Raw genomic sequence first — 19523 nt, forward strand, 5'->3', positions numbered from 1 at the left:
AACGGCTTAGATGTATTGGTTGCCTTTTTGAGACTTGGCATCAGAGACAAAGTCCTTCACCTTCTGCTCGTCCTCGCGGCGGCAGATCATGAGCACGTTGTCATGTTCGGCAATGATATAATCTGTGAGGCCCTGCACTACCACCAGTTGGTCTTTGGGTGTTTTGATGATGCAGTTGTTCACGTCATATAGCAGAATATTGCCGTCTACCACGTTACCCTCAGAGGTTTTGTCTGTCACGCTGTAGAGTGAATTCCAACTGCCCAGGTCTGACCAGCCAAAATCGCCTTCAATCACAAACACGTTGTCGGCCTTCTCCATGATACCGTAGTCAATGGAGATGTTGCGCGAATGGGAATAAGCTCTATTGATGAAAGCTTCTTCCTTGTCTGTGTTCAACACGGCGCGTCCTTCTTCAAAGGTGTCGGCTAGTTCACCTAAATGCTCTTCAAAAGCCTGTACAATGGCCTTTACGTTCCAGATGAAGATACCAGAGTTCCAGACAAACTCGCCGCTGTCAATAAACATCTGGGCAATCTCCAGGGAGGGCTTCTCGGTAAAGGTTTTTACCTTTTTGAGGTCATCCTGGTGGTCATTGTCAAGGAACTGAATGTAGCCGTAGCCGGTGTCAGGACGAGTGGGTTTGATGCCCAGCGTTACCAGAATGTCTCGGTTTTTGGTGGCTTCCAGCGCTTGATTGATGCATTTCTTGAAAGACTCCTCGCGCAGGATCACATGGTCTGCCGGGCTCACCACAATATTGGCGTTGGGGTCTTTGGCCAGAATCTTATAGGTGGCATAGGCAATGCATGGCGCCGTGTTGCGGCCAATGGGCTCTAGCAGCAACTGCTCCTCTGCCAAATTGGGCAAATGCTCTTTTACCAGCGATGCGTACTCTTTATTGGTCACCACATAGATGTGCTCTGGCGGGCAGATGCCTTCAAACCGCTTAACGGTTGACTGCAACAGGCTTTCGCCAATGCCCAGCACGTCATGGAACTGCTTAGGGTGATTGATGCGGCTAAACGGCCAAAAACGGCTGCCAATGCCGCCGGCCATGATCACCACGTAGGTATTCGCGTTCATGTCTAAATTAATCCTTCTTTCAGCAAATCGTGCAGATGCACAAACCCCACAAAGGTACCAGATTTAGTGACAATGAGCTGCGTAATGTTTTTTTGTTGCATAATGGTCAACGCTTCGGCGGCGTACGCGTCTACGTCAATGGTGAGAGGAGAGGGCGTCATGATGTCCTGGGCATGAATTCCTTTAAGGTCTTCATGGTTGGAAAGCATGCGGCGCAAATCTCCATCGGTAATAATGCCTACCAATTCTCCCTGCGCGTCTACCACGGCTGTAGCACCAAGTCGTTTGGAAGAAATTTCAATGATGATTTCTTTTAGCGCTGCGTCTACCAACACTTTGGGAGCGGCGTTCAACAAGACTAAGTCATCTACTTTCAAATACAGGCGCTTGCCTAAGGATCCGCCCGGGTGTAAAGCGCCAAAATCTTCACTGCTAAAGTTTCTTGCTTCTAACAAGCAAACGGCCAACGCATCTGCCAAGGCCAGGTGGGCCGTGGTGCTGGTGGTAGGCGCTAAATTGTTAGGGCAGGCTTCTTTCTCAATGGTGGCGTTCAGGACGAAATCTGCCTGTTGGGCCAGGTAAGAATCTATGTTGGAGACAAGAGCCGCCAGCTGGGCACCCTTGCGCTTGAGGAGCGGCACCAGCACTTTTATCTCTGGGGTGTTGCCGCTTTTGGAGAGGCAGATGACAAAGTCCTCAGATTGTATCATACCAAGGTCACCGTGAATGGCGTCTGCCGCGTGCATAAACAGCGCAGGCGTTCCGGTGGAGTTGAGGGTGGCCACAATTTTGGTGGCAATGTTGGCGCTTTTCCCTATTCCAGTGACCACTACCCGGCCTTTAATGGCCAAAATAGCCTGCACACAGGCTTCAAACTCATCATTAATATAGTCTGCCAATTTTAACACCGCAGCCGCTTCTTGTTGCAGGACATTTTTTGCGATGTTTTTGATATTTTTCGTGATATTCAAGTTAAATTTGTATTAGACAAGACAACAAAAGACAGTTTACCAGAACCTGGTTTATAACACAGGAAACTCACATGTTAGTGAAACAAGACAATTTTTTAAAAAACAAATTAAAGGAAGTTTTTGGCTATAGTCAATTCAGGGGCAACCAAGAAGCTATAATTGAGAACATCATGGCAGGCAAGAACACGTTTGTGATCATGCCCACCGGCGCCGGCAAGTCGCTTTGCTACCAGCTGCCCGCGCTGGCTATGGAAGGGACGGCCATCGTCATTTCGCCTTTAATTGCCCTGATGAAGAATCAGGTGGACCAATTGAATGCCTTTGGGGTGAACGCACAGTTCTTGAATTCTACCCTGACCAAGGCAGAGATTAACCGCGTAAAGAGGGAGACCATCAATGGAGATGTGAAGTTGCTGTACGTGGCACCAGAATCACTAACCAAAGAAGAGACCCTGGACTTTTTAAAGCAGGCCAACATCACCTTCGTGGCCATTGACGAGGCGCACTGTATTTCTGAGTGGGGCCATGACTTCAGGCCAGAGTACCGCAAAATCAGAGGCATCATTGACAGCATTGGCAACCTGCCCATCATTGCCCTTACCGCCACGGCCACGCCCAAGGTGCAGCTGGACATCCAGCGCAACCTGCAAATGGACGACGCTTCTGTGTTCAAGTCTTCTTTCAATAGAACCAACCTGTACTACGAGGTGCGCCCTAAGCACCAGACCAAAAAGCAGGTCATCAAATACATCAAGAAAAACAAAGGCAAGAGTGGCATCATCTACTGCCTCAGCCGCAAGAAGGTAGAAGAGATTGCCGAGCTGCTGAAGGTAAATGACATCAAAGCCCTTCCGTACCACGCCGGTCTGGACGCCCCCATCAGGATGGCGAACCAGGATGCGTTTCTGAACGAAGAAGCCGATGTGATTGTGGCCACCATTGCCTTTGGCATGGGCATTGACAAACCAGACGTACGCTTTGTAATCCATTATGACACGCCTAAGTCCATTGAGGGCTACTACCAGGAGACGGGCCGGGCCGGACGTGACGGACTGGAGGGTAACTGCCTCATGTTCTACAGCTATGATGACATTGTCAAGCTGGAGAAGTTCAGCAAGGACAAGCCGGTGACGGAGCGCGACAACTCCAAGTTGTTGCTGCAGGAAATGGCCTCGTATGCAGACTCAGCGGTGTGTAGAAGAAGACAGCTGTTGCATTACTTCGGGGAGATGTACAACAAGGATTGTGGCTTCTGTGACAACTGCGTGCACCCTAAAGAGAAGTTTGAAGCCGAGAAAGAGTTAATCCTAGCCATTAAAGCCGTGCAGCAGACCAAGGAGCGCTTCCCGATGGACCACTTGGTACACGTGCTCATGGGCATGAAAGACCAGTACGTGGAGAGCTACAGCCATGACCAGCTGGAGGTCTACGGAGCCGGCAAGGAGCATGACGCCGCCTACTGGACCTCGGTGCTGCGCCAGGCCTTGTTGTTTGACTACCTGGAGAAAGACATTGAGAACTTCGGGACGGTGAAAATCTCTGCCAAAGGGGCAGAGTACCTCAAGAAGCCGCATCCCATCAAATTCGCGAAAGACCATAACTTTGAGGAAGAGGTACAGCAGGAAGAAGAGAAGGTAGAAACCCAGGCCGCGGCCGGGCATGATACCGTGCTGTTTGATATGCTCAAGTCCCTGCGCAAGAAAATGGCGAAGGAGCTAAGCTTGCCGCCGTACGTGCTCTTCCAGGATCCGTCCATCAAGGAAATGGCCACAACCTATCCCACCAACAGAGAAGACCTGGCGCACATTGCCGGGGTGGGCATGGGCAAGGTGCAGAAGTTTGGCAAGCCGTTCCTGGACCTCATTACCAAATACGTAGAGGAGAACGACATTGTCACCGCCGCCGATGTGGTGGTGAAGACCACCGTCAACAAGTCCAAGCTCAAGATTTACGTGATTCAGCAGATTGACAAGAAAATGGACCTGGAGGAGATTGCCTCTACCAAATCCATCACCATGGCCGAGCTGATTGAGGAGATTGAACACATCTGCTACTCGGGCACCAAGCTCAACCTGGACTACTACATCAACGGAGTTCTGGACCAGGAGCGTCAGCAGGAGGTAATGGACTACTTCATGCACGCCACCACAGACAACATGGCCGAAGCCATGAAAGAACTGGGCACCGATGATTACACCGAGGACGACCTGCGTTTGATGCGCATCAAGTTCTTGTCTAAATATGCCAACTAAGGCAGACCGTAAGCAGAAAAAAGAAAAAGCAGGTGGGAGTCACCTGCTTTTTTTGTTTCCTTTGTGGAGCACTTCGTTTTTGGCCTCTTTTCTGGAAAACAAGCCAAAAACGGAACAGGCTTCATTGTGTACCAAGCCTGGGCGGTTGCGCTCAGGTGCAAACTAAACGTGTATGAATGTCCTTATCATTGGGTCTGGCGGCCGCGAGCATGCCCTTACCTGGAAACTTCAGCAGAGCCCTTATTGTGAGAGAATCTACGTGGCGCCCGGAAACGCCGGCACGGCCCAGCTAGCCACCAACGTAGACATCTCCATCACCAACTTTGAGGAACTGGCCAAATTTGCCACAGACTTTAACATCATGATGGTGGTGGTAGGGCAGGAGGCCGCTCTGGTAGAAGGCATTCATGATTACTTTCAGGCGCAGGACTACCTCCGGCACATTCTGGTGGTAGGGCCGTGCAAAGCCGGTGCGCAGCTAGAAGGCAGCAAAGACTTCTCCAAGCAGTTTCTGCTAAAATACAATATTCCCACCGCCCAATACCAGACCTTTACCGCAGACACCATTGACCAGGGCCTGGCCTATCTAGAAAGACAATCTTATCCCATCGTCCTGAAAGCCGACGGGCTGGCCGCCGGAAAGGGCGTAGTCATTGCCAAGGATTTGGAAGAGGCCAGCTTCACTTTGAAGGGCATGCTGTTGCACAACAAATTTGGGAGCGCCGGTAACAAGGTAGTGATAGAAGAGTTTCTGCAGGGCATTGAAATGTCGGCGTTCATTCTCACAGACGGCAAGGAGTACGTGATGCTGCCCGAGGCGAAGGACTACAAGCGCATAGGGGAGGAAGACACCGGCCTGAACACCGGCGGCATGGGCGCGGTCTCCCCGGTGCCGTTCGCCAAGGAGGCGTTCATGGACAAAGTGCGCACGCGCGTGATTGAGCCCACGCTGGCGGGCCTGCAGGCAGAGAACATCCCGTACTCGGGCTTCCTGTTTATTGGCCTCATGAACGTGAACGGTGACCCCTACGTGATAGAATACAACGTGCGTTTAGGAGATCCAGAGACCGAAGCCATTTTGCCGCGCATCCAGTCAGATCTGTTTGAGTTGTTCAAAGCCCTGCATGATCATGAGTTGGGCCAGTACAATCTGCAGATGGATCCGCGCGCCGCCACCACCATCTTTCTGGTGAGCGGAGGATACCCAGAAGATTACGAGAAGGGCAAGGAGATTCAAGGCCTGGACAAAGAGCTGCCAGAGGACGTGTATTGTTTCCATGCAGGCACCAGGCAGAATGAGCAAGGCCAGGTAGTGACAGACGGCGGCCGCGTGATGGCCATCACCGCCTTAGGTTCAGACATGGAAGAAGCTTTGAAGAAGGCCAACCTGGCCGCCTCGCATATCAAGTGGCCGGGCCGCTACTTCCGGCAAGACATAGGCTTTGATTTAAGGAAATATGCAGCCGAGCGTTTTTAGGCTCTTTTCCCGGAATTACGCCAAAAATGACGAAGGCTAGCCGTTGGGCTGGCCTTTGTCATTTCCTGCAGGCAACGCCGTGGTAATTTTGCCGTTGGGTAAGAAGGTTCTTACACCCAATTCCGCACGTGCCATGATCAAATCCACAGAATACACCACCGCCGAAGAAGCCGTCAAACTCATAAAATCCGGGGACCGCGTGTTTGTGCACGGGGCCGCCATGACTCCGCTACGCCTGGTGAACGCCGTTTCTGCCCGCGCCTCAGAACTCCGGGAGGTAGAGTTCATCCACATCCATACCGAAGGCCCCGCGCCCTACACCTACCCAGAGAACGCCAAGAGTTTCAAGACCAACGCGTGCTTTGTGGGCGGCAACATACGGCAGGCCCTCAATGACGGCCACGCCGACTATATTCCCATTTTCCTGAGCGAGATATCCTTTCTGTTCAGAAGAAATATCCTGCCCTTGGACGTGGCCCTGGTACAAGTCTCTCCGCCAGACGCTCACGGTTACTGCAGCCTGGGAGCCTCTGTAGACGTAGCCCTGTCTGCCGTGGAGACCGCCAAGATTGTGATTGCCGAAGTGAACCCGCAGGTGCCCCGTTCCCATGGCGACGGCGTGGTGCACATGAAACGATTCCATGCCAAAGTATGGGTAGACGAGCCCCTGCCTGAACACCTGGGCAAACACACCGGCAGCGTAGAATTACAGATAGGCAGAATGGTAGCCGAACTGGTGGAAGACGGAGCTACCTTGCAGATGGGCATTGGCGGCATTCCAGATGCGGTGCTGGCCCAGCTCATGCACCACAAAGACCTGGGCATCCATACCGAGATGTTCTCAGACGGAATCATTCCGCTGGTGGAGAAAGGCATCATCACGGGTGCCAAAAAGCGCATCCTGCCCCATAAGATTGTATCCTGTTTTGTGAATGGCTCCCAGAAGGTGTTTGATTTTTTAGACGATAATCCGGGCGTGGTTTTGAAAGAGGCCATTTACACCAATGACACGTCCATCATAAGAAAGAACCCCAAAGTGACGGCCATCAACAGTGCCATTGAGGTGGATTTGACCGGCCAGGTCTGCGCCGACACCATTGGCACCTACCAGTTCTCTGGCGTAGGCGGACAGATGGACTTCATGCGCGGCGCAGCGCTCTCTGAAGGCGGAAAGCCCATCATAGCGCTACCCTCCATCACCAACAAAGGCGAATCCAAGATCGTGAACATGCTCAAGCCCGGCGCCAGCGTAACTACTACCAGGGCCCACGTGCGCTACATTGTCACTGAATACGGTATTGCAGACTTGTACGGCAAGAACCTGCGCCAGCGCGCCAAGGCCCTCATCCAGATTGCCCACCCAAGCCACCGCGAAGAACTGGAGCGCCTGGCCTTTGACCGGTTCAAGACCCTGTAAGTTTGGTACTCGTTATTGGTTGTTCCTTATTCTATTTTCACCATGTGCGTTTCTGGCTAGTTTTCCAGGAAACAGCCTAAAAACAGAAAAGCCTGACACAAATGCTGTGTCAGGCTTTTCTATGATCAATGCGTGGAGGCTACTTAGCGCAATAATCTTCAAAAGCGCCTTGCAGGCTATCTACAATTCTGGTCAGGTCGTTGCCTTCAATGTGGTGGCGCTCAATCATGTGTACCAGCTCGCCATCCTTGAACAAGGCAATGGATGGGGAAGAAGGAGGGTAGGGCAGCATGAACTCGCGGGCCTTGGCAACGGCGTCGCCTTCCATCCCGGCAAACACGGTTACCAGTTTGTTCGGCTTGGTCTCGCTGGAGGCTACGGCCATCTTTAAGGCAGGGCGGGCTTTAGATGCCGCACACCCGCAAACCGAGTTGATGGCTACCAACACGGTGCCCTCTTTCTGGTTCAAGACAGATTCTACTTCTTCTGGGGTCATCAATTGCTCAAAGCCAACAGACGTTAGGTCTTCCCTGATCGGGGCCACCATATATTCAGGATACATTCCCATGGTTCTTTCTAGATTAAAAATGCGTGAGTTCTGATTTTGTTGTAAATTTACAGAATCAAGGCTAGAACACCACACCTGCCGCTTTGGTTTCCAGTATACCTCAGGAAAGCTGAGTTGCGCGTTCTATAGGGAGAAGCGGAAATACGCGGATTGGAGGCTGTTTTGAGACTTGATGTGGGGAGAATATTAAATTTTAATTGTCTTCCTTCTTGGAATTTATCTGGTAACCGTGTAGTTTTGCAAACTCATTTAGAACCAGAAGTTAAAGCATTTATTTATATTCACTGTAAACCATGGCTAACCACAAGTCAGCAATAAAGAGAATCAGATCTAACAACGCGAAACGCTTGCTTAATCGTTATCAAGCAAAAACTACTCGTACGTTTGTAAAGCGTTTGAAAAACACCACCGACCAGGCTGAAGCGCAAGAGCTGTTCAAAACTGTGTCTGGTATGCTAGACCGTTTGGCCAAGAAGAACGTGATTCACAAAAACAAAGCGGCCAACAACAAATCAAAGTTGGCTAAGTTTGTAAATAAGTTAGCTGCCTAAGCTTAGGAGTTTCTCCTTTCTTATGCTGAATAAAAAGCCTTGCCTTGTGCAGGGCTTTTTGTGTTGTTACTAGTTTTCGTTTTTGGCGTATTTTCTGGGGAATAGCCCAAAAACGACGGTTCGTTTACGTGTTCTTATTGCTGCCGTCTTCGCATTTGTTAGTGTTGAATTGGGTAGAAACCAGCCTGCTGCTTCTCCAACTTCTTTCAACCGCTGTACTTCTGCCTTTCTCTGGCGTGGATGTTGCTTTCGTGACTTACTCTAAAGTGTGGAAGCATTTCCGTTGGCCGTTCCTGGAGAAGGTTCTTCCTTCCGGTGCCCTTATGCCTTTCGTTTCATTTATACCGCTAAGCGCTCGCGGCCGCGGGGCCCCGTCTTCCCGCCTCGCGCTGTACCAGCTTGCCTCCTCTGCGTGGTCGCTTCCTTGCCTAGCTAGCTAGCTAGCATTGCCTTGTCGTGGCAGCCGTTCTAGCCTGAGCCGGCAACCTGCTTAGTCGACTCGACGGAAAGACTGGAACGGGTGCGTTGAGTAGAAGCCTTTGTAGGTCCCAATTGGAACAGGTGCTAGTAGTAGAAGCCTTAACTAAACGCAGATTCCCCCCTTGAGGGGGGGCGAAGGGGGGTGTTGACAACCAGTAGAAGAAATTAGTTAAAGAGGACAATTCGTTTCAGGACAAGTCGCGACCAGTTCCTTCAAAAATCACCTATTTCATTTTCCTTAGAATGTGGTGGGGATGATTGTGAGTGCACTCGTGCAACATTTGAAGATGAATCAATCAGCCACCTGCAATCGTTAATTATCCTCGTTTTTTGCCTCATTCCTAAGAAACAAGCCAAAAACGACGTGGCTGCGTCTATCCTATAAAACAAGAATGCCCGTCTCATAGTGAGGCGGGCATTCTTGTTTGTAAAAGTCTAGCTGCTAACATCTAGTGTCTAGCATCCAATATTAATGGACAATACTCAGCTTGATCATATTGGCGCGTTTCTTTTCCATGACGGGCATGGAGCCGATGTTGATGAAGATGTCGCCGGTTTGCAGGTGTTCTTCCTTGATCAGAATTTCTTTCACGTCGGCAATAGTCTCATCAGTTGACACGAACCGGTCATAGTAGAAGCCTCTGATGCCCCACACCAGATTCAAAGTGTTCAGCAGGGTGCGGTTGTCGGTGAAGATGAAGATGTTGGCCTTTGGGCGGTGCTTGGCTAGTTGGAACGCGGTGTAACCAGACTTGGTCATTCCAATCAAAGCACGGCCATTGGTGTCACGGGCCAAGCCTACGGCGCTAGCCACCAGGGTGTCACTGTAGAAGGTGTCTGAGGTTGGGTTGAAGACAAAGTTGCGGTGAAACACCTCTGCCTGATTCTCCACTGATTGAATGGTGCGGTTCATGCTCCGGATGGTCTCAATCGGGTACATGCCGGCGGCAGTCTCGGCGCTTAGCATGAGAGCATCGGCCCCGTCCATCACGGCGTTGGCAATGTCATTGGTTTCGGCGCGGGTAGGGCGGGGGCTAGTGATCATGCTTTCCATCATCTGGGTGGCAATGATCACAGGCTTGCCAATGGCGGTACACTTCTCCACAATCATCTTCTGGAGCATTGGCACCTCTTCCATGCCAATCTCCACGCCCAGGTCACCGCGGGCTACCATCACAGCGTCAGTGGCCTCAATGATGGAGTCAATGTTGCGGATGGCTTCTGGCTTTTCAATCTTGGCCACTACGCGGGCGTCTTTGCCGCGCTCGGCTATGATGCGCTTGATCTCATGGATGTCTTCTACCTTTCTTACAAAAGAGAGGGCAATCCACTCCACATTGTTGTCCAGCCCGAAGTGCAGGTCCTGGATGTCTTTTTCTGTAAGCGAAGGCGCCGTCACCAGAGTATCTGGCAGGTTAATGCCTTTTCTAGGTTTCACGGTGCCGCCGTATACAACTTCGGCCTCTACTTCTTTGTCGCCGTCTGTGCTCAGCACGGTCAGCTCCAGTTTGCCGTCGTCAATCAGGATGGCGTCGCCGGGGCGTACGTCCTGCGCCAGGCGCATATAGCTGGTAGAGAGACGCTCTGCGGTGCCCATGGACTTGTCGCAGACAATCTTCACGGTCTGGCCCGCCACAATCTCCACGGCGCCGTTCTCTACGTCATTGATTCTGATCTTGGGGCCCTGTAAGTCCTGCAGCAGGCAGATGCTGGTGCCCATCTGGGCGTTCAGCTCCCGCACGGCGGTGATTACTTTGGCATGCTCCTCATGAGAACCATGGGAGAAGTTTAAGCGGAAAACATCTACGCCTTCTTCAATCAAAGCTTTCAGGCGATCTGGTGTGTTGCTGGCAGGGCCAACCGTTGCGATAATCTTGGTTTTGTTAAAATAGATAGCCATGGGCTAAAATAAAAGGTTTTCTCTGTAACGTAAACTGGCGGGGTCAAACGACCGCACATATTGCACCAGGGGCACCGCATGTAATTGTTGCAGCAGGCCCTGCTGGAAGGTGTCTAAGCTGCCAGACACTTGTATAACGTAATCATATTCTTTGATGTCTGGTACTAAAAAGGGCGAAGGCAGCGTGCTAAGGCCCACGGAGCGGTTGCGCAACAGGCGCAGGGAACCGTGTTCTGCACTGTGCAGGTAATTAGAAATAACCAACCGGCCCTTGTTTAAAAAATCAATGCACAGGTCTGCCTGCTTGATCAGGCGCAACCGAAACGACTTGTTCAATGCCCAGGCCAGCGTATGCTCCTTGCTAGAAGAAACAACCCCGTACAGGTCAAAGTCGTAATCGTAATCCACATCTAACCGGAAGGACTTCATGGTGGGTAGAGGCTTAATTTTAGGTTGGATGGGCAATTTAAAGAAGCGTTCTGTAAACGCAAGTATTGAATTTAGAAAAACCCCGAATAAAACTATTGAACACAATTTGTTTGACATTGTGTTTTCAAATCCATTTCTTTGCAACTGTGTTTTAAAAAACTTCTAAAAAAATGTCAGAAATCGCAGAAAAAGTAAAGGCTATCATTGTTGACAAATTAGGCGTTGAAGAATCTGAGGTAACGCCAGAAGCTAGCTTTACAAACGACCTGGGTGCCGACTCTCTTGATACCGTAGAATTGATCATGGAATTCGAGAAAGAATTCAATGTTTCTATTCCAGACGACCAAGCAGAGAACATTGGAACGGTAGGCCAAGCGATCAGCTACCTGGAAGAGCACGCGAAGTAATCTTCCGCAATTCCTTTTTACATCGATCCAATTTTTACAATCAATACAGGTTCTATCCTCTATTAGCAGCTTATGGAGCTTAAGAGAGTTGTAGTTACAGGCCTTGGTGCGCTTACTCCAGTGGGAAATACCGTTTCTGAGTATTGGGACGGCCTTATTAACGGGGTGAGTGGCGCAGCGCCTATCACGCGCTTTGACGCCTCTAAGTTTAAGACTCGGTTTGCGTGCGAAGTAAAGGGATATGATCCTGAGCAATATTTTGACCGTAAAGAGGCCCGCAAAATGGACCTCTTTACGCAATTTGCTATGGTTGTGGCCGATCAGGCCGTGAAGGACTCAGGCATTGATTCTGAAGCACTAGACAAAGACCGCATTGGTGTGATCTGGGGCTCTGGGATTGGTGGTCTGCGTACGTTCCAGGAAGAGTGTGTGAACTTCGCCAACGGTGACGGTACGCCACGCTTCAACCCGTTCTTCATCCCTAAGATGATCGCTGACATCAGTGCCGGGTCCATCTCTATTAAATACGGCTTCCGGGGACCTAACTTTGTGACGGTGTCTGCCTGTGCCTCTGCGTCTAACGCTATTATTGACTCTTTCAACTACATAAGGTTGGGGATGATTGACGTAGTAGTGACCGGTGGTTCTGAGGCGGCGGTGACAGAGGCGGGCGTTGGGGGCTTTAATGCTTTGAAAGCCCTTTCAGAGCGCAATGACTCTCCAGAAACAGCATCTCGTCCGTTTGACAAAGACCGTGACGGTTTTGTGTTAGGCGAAGGCGCTGGTGCCATCATCCTGGAAGAGTACGAGCATGCCAAGGCACGCGGTGCTAAAATCTACGCCGAGATCATTGGCGGTGGTATGTCTGCCGATGCGTACCACATTACCGCACCGCACCCAGAAGGTTTGGGCGCGCGCAACGTAATGAAGAACGCCTTGAAAGACGCCGGCATCAAACCAGAGGAAGTAGACTACATCAACGTGCACGGCACTTCAACTCCGCTGGGAGATGTGAGTGAGGCCATGGCCATTGAGTATGTATTTGGTGAGCATGCCTACAACCTCAACATTAGTTCTACCAAGTCTATGACAGGTCACCTGTTAGGCGCAGCGGGTGCTATTGAAGCCATTGCATGTATTCTGGCCATTCAAAACGGGGCAGTTCCTCCAACCATCAACCACTCAACGGATGATGAGCAATTCAACACCAAGCTTAACTTTACCTTTAACAAGGCACAAGAGCGCGAGGTGAACATTGCACTGAGCAACACCTTCGGGTTTGGGGGCCACAACACGTCTGTGATATTCCGCAAATTTGTTGACTAGTGTCTCCGATTAGACCGGTTCTCCGCGCTTTTCACAAATTCTTCTACAAAGACAAAGCCTTTGTCAACGCCATCACGCAGATTACGGGCATGGCGCCAGACAACCTGCACCTGTACCAACTGGCGTTCACGCACACGTCCTTCGTGCGCCTGAACCTCAAAGGGAACCAGGAGACCAATGAGCGTCTGGAGTTTTTGGGAGACGCCATTTTAGGCGCGGTAGTGGCCGAGTACCTGTTCAAGAAATACCCTTACAAAGACGAAGGCTTCCTGACGGAAATCAGGTCCCGCATGGTAAACCGGGAGTCTCTTAATGGCCTGGCCATGAAAGTGGGCTTGTCTACGCTCATCAAGGTAGACACCAGTTCCGGCATGTCTAGGCACAAGTTCATCAACGGCAACGCGCTAGAGGCATTGGTAGGCGCCGTGTACCTGGACAAAGGCTACAAGCAGACCAAGACGTTCATTCTGGACAAGCTGGTGAAGCCGCATTTTGATTTGCACCAACTCACCACCACTACCAGTAACTTCAAGAGCAAACTCATTGAGTGGGCACAGGGTCAGAACCGCAGCATTCGGTTTGAGATCATTGGGCAGAAACAGTCTGGCAGCAACACAGAATTCACGGCCGCCGTCATTGTAGACGACGAGGCCATTGGCACCGGCAGCGGTTTGTCTAAGAAGAAAGCTGAGCAGGCCGCCGCCGAAAAAAGTATGGAAGCCCTCAGAGCCACTGGTGCCATTGTAGGGTAATCCTCTCGTTTTTAGGCTGTTTTCTGGAAAATAAGCCAAAAACGGTTCTTCCTAATCTCCCGTTTCTCCATTTTTATTTATTCCTGGGTTAAAGGCCTGTCAACTTATTGGCACCATGGCGCAAGCGTCCGCTTGTGTCCGCACGCATATTGGATAAGAAATGGCTTTGTGTTTGGAATGCGGTGGGATAAGGAATGCGGTGGGCGTATGCGATACGACCCAACGTGATCTGGCATGCGCACGGCCGCTACAATAAGGCTGCATCCTTCTTAAAATAATCTCCTTCAAGCTTATAACTTGGAGCTTTCTATAGGGCAAGTTTACAAACTTGCAGAACCCGCACTCAACGGTTTCAATTCACGCAAGTTTGTAAACTTGCCCCAATAGTACCCACAAGCTACAAGCTTGCGGGAGAGTTAGTCTTTCTCATCTCCAAATTTCCTCATCTTCAAATCTTCACATCACTAACACATCAGCACCTTCAACCATTAGCACATTATACACAGGGTATTTTTAACTTGCGGCCCATTCTTGCGTTACAAACAGCAAAAGAAGTATGTCTATGAAACTTGCCGGCGCCGCCCTCAACCAAACGCCCCTTGACTGGGAGAACAACCTTAGCAACATCAAGAAGGCCATTGAGCAGGCCAAAGAACAACAGGTTGACATCCTGTGCCTCCCCGAGATGACCATTCCGGGCTATGGCTGCGAGGACTTGTTTTTGAGTGAATGGGTAGCCGAAGAATGTTTTCAACACCTCCTGCAAATCAAGGAATGGTGCGAGGGCGTGATTGTCTGCGTAGGCTTGCCCATCAGGTTAAATGGCATTACATACAACACGGCCTGCGTCATCAATGACAAGCAAATTGTAGGGTTCACGGCTAAGCAGTTTTTGGCCAATGACGGGGTGCATTATGAGCCACGCTGGTTTAGTTCATGGCCAGCCAATACGGTGCAGGAGTTTGAGATGCTGGGCCAGACGTATCAAATTGGTGACATTATTTATGAGCACCAGGGTGTCAAGTTTGCGTTTGAGATCTGTGAGGATGCCTGGCGCAATGAAGACCGTCCGGCCTATAGGCACAAACCCAAAGGTGTGCAGCTCATCATCAATCCCAGCGCCAGCCACTTTGCCATGAGCAAGACAGACGTGCGGTACCATCTGGTGGTAGATGCGTCCAAGCAGTTTGAATGCACCTACCTGTACGTGAACCTGCTGGGCAATGAGGCCGGCAAGATGATCTATGACGGCGAAATCCTGATCGCTCAAAACGGCAACGTGGTCCTCAGAAACCAGTTGCTGTCCTTTAAAGACGTGGACTTTGAGTGCGCCGAGGTCTTTTTTGAAAACCCATTGCCTTTGGTGGACGTGACGCCGTTGCCGCCGGTAGATGAGAACATGGAATTCATCTCTGCGATTACCGTGGCCTTATTGGATTACCTGCGCAAGAGCAAAAGCAAAGGCTTTGTCTTGTCGTTGAGCGGCGGGGCAGATTCTTCTTTATGCGCCGTGGCCGTCGCGGAGATGGTCTCTAGAGCCGTGCAGGAGATTGGACTGGAAGAGTTTGTGCGCAAAACCAATTGCCTTACCATTGAAGAACTACCTGAATTCCAGAAATTATCCGGCACAGAGCTCAGAAACGCGCTGGTGGGTAAACTGCTTATCACCGCCTACCAAGGCACTGAGAATTCCTCTGATGACACGTTTACCTCGGCCCAGGAACTGGCAAAATCCATTGGCGCCGTTTTCTATAACTGGACCATAGACCAGGAAGTCATCGGCTACCGTGGCAAGATTGAAAACGCCATTGGCAGGCCCTTGACCTGGGACCATGACGATTTAGCCTTGCAGAACATTCAAGCCCGCGTGCGCGCCCCCGGTATCTGGATGCTGGCCAATCTATCCAATTCCCTGCTGCTGGCTACTTCCAACCGCTCAGAGGCCTCAGTAGGCTACGCCACCATGGACGGTGATACGGCAGGCAGTATTTCCCCAATTGCGGGCGTAGACAAATCCTTTGTGAGGCAGTGGCTTATCTGGGCGCAGTTGAACCTTGGCTACGAAGGCTTGCAGTACGTGAACAACCTGCAACCCACCGCCGAGTTGCGTCCGCTAGAGCGCGCCCAAACCGACGAAAAGGACCTCATGCCGTATCCGCTGCTCAACCAGATTGAACGCCTGGCATTTTATGACCGTCTTTCACCGCAGCAGGTTTTTGACAAGCTGAAGGGCACCTACCCAGACGACCAACTCAAGCAATACGTGCAGCGCTTTTATTCGCTCTGGAGCCGCAACCAATGGAAACGCGAACGCTACGCCCCCGCCTTCCACCTGGACGACTACAATGTAGACCCACGCAGCTGGCTCCGGTTTCCTATCCTAAGCGGTGGTTTTAGACAAGAGCTGAGTGAGCTTGGTTAATGTGCTAATTATCTAATGTGCTATTTCTTTGATGTGGAGATTTAGAAATTTGGAGATTTGAAAATGTGAAGATGAATTGAATATCCATTTTTGGCCTAATTCTCAGAAAACAGGCTAAAAACGGATTTAGTCTTTAACTCAAAAAAAGCAATATGGAGCCGTTGGAATGTCCTTCTTTCTTGACCAGGCTGGAGCGCATCGCGTGGGAGTTTGCAGTAGAAGCGCACGGAGAGCAACGGCGAAAATTCACCAATGAGCCCTATGTCAAGCACCTGGAGAGGGTAGCGCATACGGTAAAGAAGTTTGACGGAACTACCGGCATGGTCATGGCTGCTTTGTTGCATGACGTGCTGGAAGACACGCCCGTCAGACCAAAGGAGTTAGAAGCTTTTCTGGAAGAGATTTGTGATGGTACCAATGCCAATGCCCAGGAAGTGTTGCTTTGGGTGCAGGAACTCACAGACCAGTTTATCAAATCTGCGTACCCAGGCCACAACCGCAAGCGGCGCAAAGAAATGGAAGTCCAGCGGTTGGGTTCTGTCTCGCTTCCGGCACAGGCCATCAAGCTGGCAGACATCATTGACAATACCAGAGACATCGCCCAGAATGACCGAAACTTTGCCAAGGTATATATTCCTGAAATTCTGGCCTTGGTGGAAGTCTTGAAGAATGCCCAACCCTTTCGGCTGTATCTTTTGGCGTGTTATGAAGTACAGAAGGCGCTGTTTCTCATCCAAAAAAAGAAAGACCCATATCCCGTTGAACAACCATTACCAGAACCAGAGGACCAATTCCCGGCTAGTGAATAGAAGAATCGTTTTTGGCCAGTTTTGGAGGAAATAGCCTAAAAACGGAAGCCCCGCCCTAATTGCTAGGACGGGGCTTCCGTTTTTAGGCTATAAGAAATTGGTTAGTTGCTTTCTCCGCCACCTTTGGCGTCATCGTTTCTAATGGATTTCTTGCGGCGCGGCTGCTGGTTCATGTCCATCTTGCCAAAGCGGTAAGAGAAGCTCACGCGCACGTTGCGGTTAAAGTTCTGGTTGACGGTGTTCTGCCTGAAATTGTCGTTAGCCAGGTCTGAGGTGAATTGGATGGACTTGGAGAACGGATTATCCACGCCTACGCTAATGCTTCCTTTCTTGTCCCAGAGGTCTTTCTTCACGCTCACGCTGCTGTAGTAGAAGCCTGAGAACTTGCCCTGGATGCTAGGCCTTGGCGAACTGTACGACCCAAACGCCTGCAAGGCCAAACCCTTCCCGAAGTCATAGCCCGTGTTCACGTTAAAGCTGTACTGCAGGGCCGCGTTGTTCTGGAGGTTGCTCTTCAGGTCAATGTAGTTCAGATTCACGCTCCCGCCCACGTTCCAGGCCGGAATAGGTTTGGTGTTGCCAGAGAAGCTGAGGCCGTAGGTGGCGTTCTTGCCAATGTTGTAGAAAGTAGTGTAGGAGTTGCCGTCCTTCCGCCACTCCACCTCTGGAGACGCGGGCAGAGCTCCTTCTTCGCCCACAATCCTGCGTACGTTTTCAATGGCGTTGTTGGTCTGGCGCCAGTACAAAGACACGTTCACAGAGCTGGTCTTAAAGTAATTGCTGTAGCCTAGTTCATATGAGTGCGTCAATTCTGGCGACAGTTCTGGGTTACCAAAGGAATAGTTGATTTTGTCTGTGGTGTTTACGTACGGGTTCAGGTACCAGATCTGCGGACGCTGAATGCGCTGGGTATAGCCCGCTCTCACGGTCTGCGATTTGAACGTGCGCGACACCATCACATTGGGGATTAAGTTGCTGTAGTTGTCCTTGAAAGAGGGCATAACCGGGGCAATATAATTAGCCTGCAAGTTGGTGTACTCAAACCGAACCCCAGATTTGATGTTGTAATTCTTTAGGGCTTTGAAACCGTAAGAAGCGTAGGTGGCATACACGTCCTGATCATAGCCAAAGGAGTTGGCGCGCTCCGTGGTTTGGTCTGTGTCTAGGTCAATGTCGCGGTAGATCGCGTCGCTTTCGGCGTGCCGAAGGATGGCTTTGGTGCCCACCTCCAACAGCGTCTTGTTCTGGAACGGGTGCGTGTAATCTACCTGGTAGGTCATCTCGCGGTTAAAGCCTTCATTGGTGTTGCGCACCAGGTTGTCCAGGAAGTCATTATGGTCAAGGGCGTTGTCCAGGTTAGAAGACGTGTTCATGCCGCCGTTCGTCCATTGGCCCAAGACTGCCAGTTCTTGCTGCGGCTTGAAGATGTGCGTGTAGCCCAGGTTTAGATCCAGTGAATTGTGTTGGTTTTTGTTCTCTGAGGTGGTTTCTACATAACGGTCTGGAGTAGTGGTGTTGTCTGTGAAATCTGTGAAGCTAGACTGGAAACCGCTGCTGTTGAACCGGCCTCTGTATAGGTTCACGCCCGCCGTGATGGAATTGCTGGAGTCAAGATCAGCGTCAAAGCCTATCTGCCCAAACACGCCGCCGCCCTGGCGCTGTGAGGTTCCCTGTTGGAGGAGCGTACTGGAAAAAGATGCAGGATCATGCTCAGGGTGTGTGGCTGGTAGCGCAAATAAGAAGCGTTCTAATTCATTCTCATTCTTGTTGTTGTATTGCTGGTGCGTGCCCAGGTTGGCGTTAAAGCCAAACTTACCTCTCCGGATGTTTATGTTCCCGTTGCCGTTGGCGTTCCTATTGCCGGCAGAGGCGTTTACGCTTCCGTTCACGCCATAGAGAGTGTTTTTCTTGGTGATGATGTTGATGATGCCGGCAGAGCCTTCGGCGTCATATTTGGCAGACGGGCTGGTGATCACTTCCACGGTCTTGATCATGTCTGAGGGAATCTGGCGCAGGGCGTCTGCCACGCTGTTGGCCATGATGCTGGACGGCTTGTTGTTGATGAGCACGCGCACGTTAGAAGAACCCCGCAGTTGCACGTTGCCGTCCAGGTCTACCGTCAAAGAAGGTACTTTCTTGAGCACGTCTGAGGCCGTTCCGCCAATGTTCGTGATGTCCTGCTCGGCGTTGTAGACCATGCGGTCCACTTTGTCTTCTACCAGCGGCTTTTCACCCACCACGGTCACCTCGCGCAGTTTGTTTTGCACCGGTTTTAAGACGATGTTGCCCAACTCCACCTCACTGTCTTTCTCAGACACGGTGAAAGCGCTGCGGGTATAGGTGTTGTAGCCAATAAAACTCACCTGCACGGTGTAAGTGCCAAACGCTACGCGGTTCAAAGTGAAGCGGCCGCGGTCATCTGTCACGGTGCCGTCCACGGGTTTGCCGGTGGCAGTGCTCACCAGAGAGATGGTGGCAAATTCAACGGCTTTGTTGGTGGTAGAATCTGTGACCACGCCAGAGACTTTGCCCCCCGCGCGCTGGGCACTTCCGCCGCCGGCTGCTGAGGTAGTGGTGGAAGGAGTAGGAACCGCAGACGGGCTTTGTGCCCAGGACGCCGAAATCAGGAACACCTGCAGCGTGGCAATCAAGAATAGAGAACGCATGTACTAAATA

General features: G+C 51.0%; 15 protein-coding genes. 9 read left to right on the forward strand and 6 right to left on the reverse strand.

The annotated features are described in order from the left end of the window. Nucleotides 1–6: 6 nt before the first annotated feature. Nucleotides 7–1086 carry a mannose-1-phosphate guanylyltransferase gene (locus tag GU926_RS16845; RefSeq protein WP_160693943.1) on the reverse strand — a complete coding sequence of 360 codons (1080 nt, stop codon included), beginning with the start codon at nt 1084–1086 and terminating at the stop codon, nt 7–9. Nucleotides 1087–1088: 2 nt separating this feature from the next. After that, nucleotides 1089–2057, reverse strand: coding sequence for a KpsF/GutQ family sugar-phosphate isomerase (locus tag GU926_RS16850; RefSeq protein WP_160693945.1), 969 nt, complete (start codon nt 2055–2057; stop codon nt 1089–1091). Between the two features lie 71 nt (nt 2058–2128). Between GU926_RS16850 and recQ the strand changes: the two genes are divergently transcribed. From recQ to GU926_RS16865, 3 genes are all read left to right on the forward strand, one after another. Further along, nucleotides 2129–4309, forward strand: coding sequence for a DNA helicase RecQ (gene recQ, locus GU926_RS16855; protein WP_160693947.1), 2181 nt, complete (start codon nt 2129–2131; stop codon nt 4307–4309). Between the two features lie 172 nt (nt 4310–4481). Next, nucleotides 4482–5786, forward strand: a complete 1305-nt coding sequence (gene purD / locus GU926_RS16860; RefSeq protein WP_160693949.1) for a phosphoribosylamine--glycine ligase — start codon at nt 4482–4484, stop codon at nt 5784–5786. Between the two features lie 133 nt (nt 5787–5919). After that, entirely contained in the window at nt 5920–7203 is a 1284-nt protein-coding gene (locus tag GU926_RS16865; protein ID WP_160693951.1) for an acetyl-CoA hydrolase/transferase family protein, read from the forward strand. A gap of 139 nt (nt 7204–7342) precedes the next feature. Here the strand turns inward: GU926_RS16865 and GU926_RS16870 are convergent, their stop codons facing one another. Next, the gene (locus GU926_RS16870) at nt 7343–7765 is read right to left on the reverse strand and encodes a BrxA/BrxB family bacilliredoxin (protein WP_160694882.1); all 423 of its coding nucleotides are present in this window, start codon (nt 7763–7765) and stop codon (nt 7343–7345) included. A 299-nt stretch (nt 7766–8064) separates the two neighbouring features. On the opposite strand from GU926_RS16870, the gene rpsT reads away from it, so the two are divergent. Beyond that, complete coding sequence (rpsT, locus tag GU926_RS16875; protein WP_066509191.1) at nt 8065–8322, forward strand: 30S ribosomal protein S20; 258 nt, start codon at nt 8065–8067, stop codon at nt 8320–8322. A 949-nt stretch (nt 8323–9271) separates the two neighbouring features. Here the strand turns inward: rpsT and pyk are convergent. Both pyk and GU926_RS16885 read right to left on the reverse strand, forming a co-directional pair. After that, nucleotides 9272–10702 (reverse strand): pyruvate kinase, encoded by a 1431-nt coding sequence (gene pyk, locus GU926_RS16880; RefSeq protein WP_160693953.1) that lies wholly within the window; start codon nt 10700–10702, stop codon nt 9272–9274. 3 nt (nt 10703–10705) lie between these two features. Next, nucleotides 10706–11131 carry an IPExxxVDY family protein gene (locus GU926_RS16885; RefSeq protein ID WP_160693955.1) on the reverse strand — a complete coding sequence of 142 codons (426 nt, stop codon included), beginning with the start codon at nt 11129–11131 and terminating at the stop codon, nt 10706–10708. A 170-nt stretch (nt 11132–11301) separates the two neighbouring features. Here GU926_RS16885 and GU926_RS16890 point away from each other — a divergent pair, with 170 nt between their 5' ends. The 5 genes from GU926_RS16890 to GU926_RS16910 all read left to right on the forward strand — a co-directional run bounded on the left by GU926_RS16890 (nt 11302) and on the right by GU926_RS16910 (nt 16847). Beyond that, nucleotides 11302–11538 carry an acyl carrier protein gene (locus GU926_RS16890; RefSeq protein ID WP_160693957.1) on the forward strand — a complete coding sequence of 79 codons (237 nt, stop codon included), beginning with the start codon at nt 11302–11304 and terminating at the stop codon, nt 11536–11538. Between the two features lie 72 nt (nt 11539–11610). Then, nucleotides 11611–12864, forward strand: a complete 1254-nt coding sequence (gene fabF, locus GU926_RS16895; protein ID WP_160693959.1) for a beta-ketoacyl-ACP synthase II — start codon at nt 11611–11613, stop codon at nt 12862–12864. Continuing rightward, nucleotides 12864–13616 (forward strand): ribonuclease III, encoded by a 753-nt coding sequence (gene rnc / locus GU926_RS16900; protein ID WP_232058368.1) that lies wholly within the window; start codon nt 12864–12866, stop codon nt 13614–13616. The genes fabF and rnc overlap by 1 nt, the downstream gene beginning before the upstream one ends. A 562-nt stretch (nt 13617–14178) precedes the next feature. After that, on the forward strand, nt 14179–16038 hold the full coding sequence (nadE, locus tag GU926_RS16905) for an NAD(+) synthase (protein WP_160694886.1): 1860 nt from the start codon (nt 14179–14181) through the stop codon (nt 16036–16038). Between the two features lie 152 nt (nt 16039–16190). Further along, nucleotides 16191–16847 (forward strand): HD domain-containing protein, encoded by a 657-nt coding sequence (locus GU926_RS16910; protein WP_232058370.1) that lies wholly within the window; start codon nt 16191–16193, stop codon nt 16845–16847. Between the two features lie 101 nt (nt 16848–16948). Here the strand turns inward: GU926_RS16910 and GU926_RS16915 are convergent, their stop codons facing one another. Next, nucleotides 16949–19513 carry a TonB-dependent receptor domain-containing protein gene (locus tag GU926_RS16915; RefSeq protein WP_160693961.1) on the reverse strand — a complete coding sequence of 855 codons (2565 nt, stop codon included), beginning with the start codon at nt 19511–19513 and terminating at the stop codon, nt 16949–16951. Nucleotides 19514–19523: the final 10 nt, after the last annotated feature.

The sequence above is a fragment of the Nibribacter ruber genome, from assembly GCF_009913235.1.
Taxonomy (GTDB): domain Bacteria; phylum Bacteroidota; class Bacteroidia; order Cytophagales; family Hymenobacteraceae; genus Nibribacter; species Nibribacter ruber.

Bases quoted from the DNA above. Each gene is read 5' to 3' on its own strand.
- GU926_RS16845 (WP_160693943.1), bottom strand. From the start codon at position 1,086: ATGAACGCGAATACCTACGTGGTGATCATGGCCGGCGGCATTGGCAGC.
- recQ (WP_160693947.1), top strand. From the start codon at position 2,129: ATGTTAGTGAAACAAGACAATTTTTTAAAAAACAAATTAAAGGAAGTT.
- purD (WP_160693949.1), top strand. From the start codon at position 4,482: ATGAATGTCCTTATCATTGGGTCTGGCGGCCGCGAGCATGCCCTTACC.
- GU926_RS16865 (WP_160693951.1), top strand. From the start codon at position 5,920: ATGATCAAATCCACAGAATACACCACCGCCGAAGAAGCCGTCAAACTC.
- GU926_RS16870 (WP_160694882.1), bottom strand. From the start codon at position 7,765: ATGTATCCTGAATATATGGTGGCCCCGATCAGGGAAGACCTAACGTCT.
- rpsT (WP_066509191.1), top strand. From the start codon at position 8,065: ATGGCTAACCACAAGTCAGCAATAAAGAGAATCAGATCTAACAACGCG.
- pyk (WP_160693953.1), bottom strand. From the start codon at position 10,702: ATGGCTATCTATTTTAACAAAACCAAGATTATCGCAACGGTTGGCCCT.
- GU926_RS16885 (WP_160693955.1), bottom strand. From the start codon at position 11,131: ATGAAGTCCTTCCGGTTAGATGTGGATTACGATTACGACTTTGACCTG.
- GU926_RS16890 (WP_160693957.1), top strand. From the start codon at position 11,302: ATGTCAGAAATCGCAGAAAAAGTAAAGGCTATCATTGTTGACAAATTA.
- fabF (WP_160693959.1), top strand. From the start codon at position 11,611: ATGGAGCTTAAGAGAGTTGTAGTTACAGGCCTTGGTGCGCTTACTCCA.
- nadE (WP_160694886.1), top strand. From the start codon at position 14,179: ATGAAACTTGCCGGCGCCGCCCTCAACCAAACGCCCCTTGACTGGGAG.
- GU926_RS16910 (WP_232058370.1), top strand. From the start codon at position 16,191: ATGGAGCCGTTGGAATGTCCTTCTTTCTTGACCAGGCTGGAGCGCATC.
- GU926_RS16915 (WP_160693961.1), bottom strand. From the start codon at position 19,513: ATGCGTTCTCTATTCTTGATTGCCACGCTGCAGGTGTTCCTGATTTCG.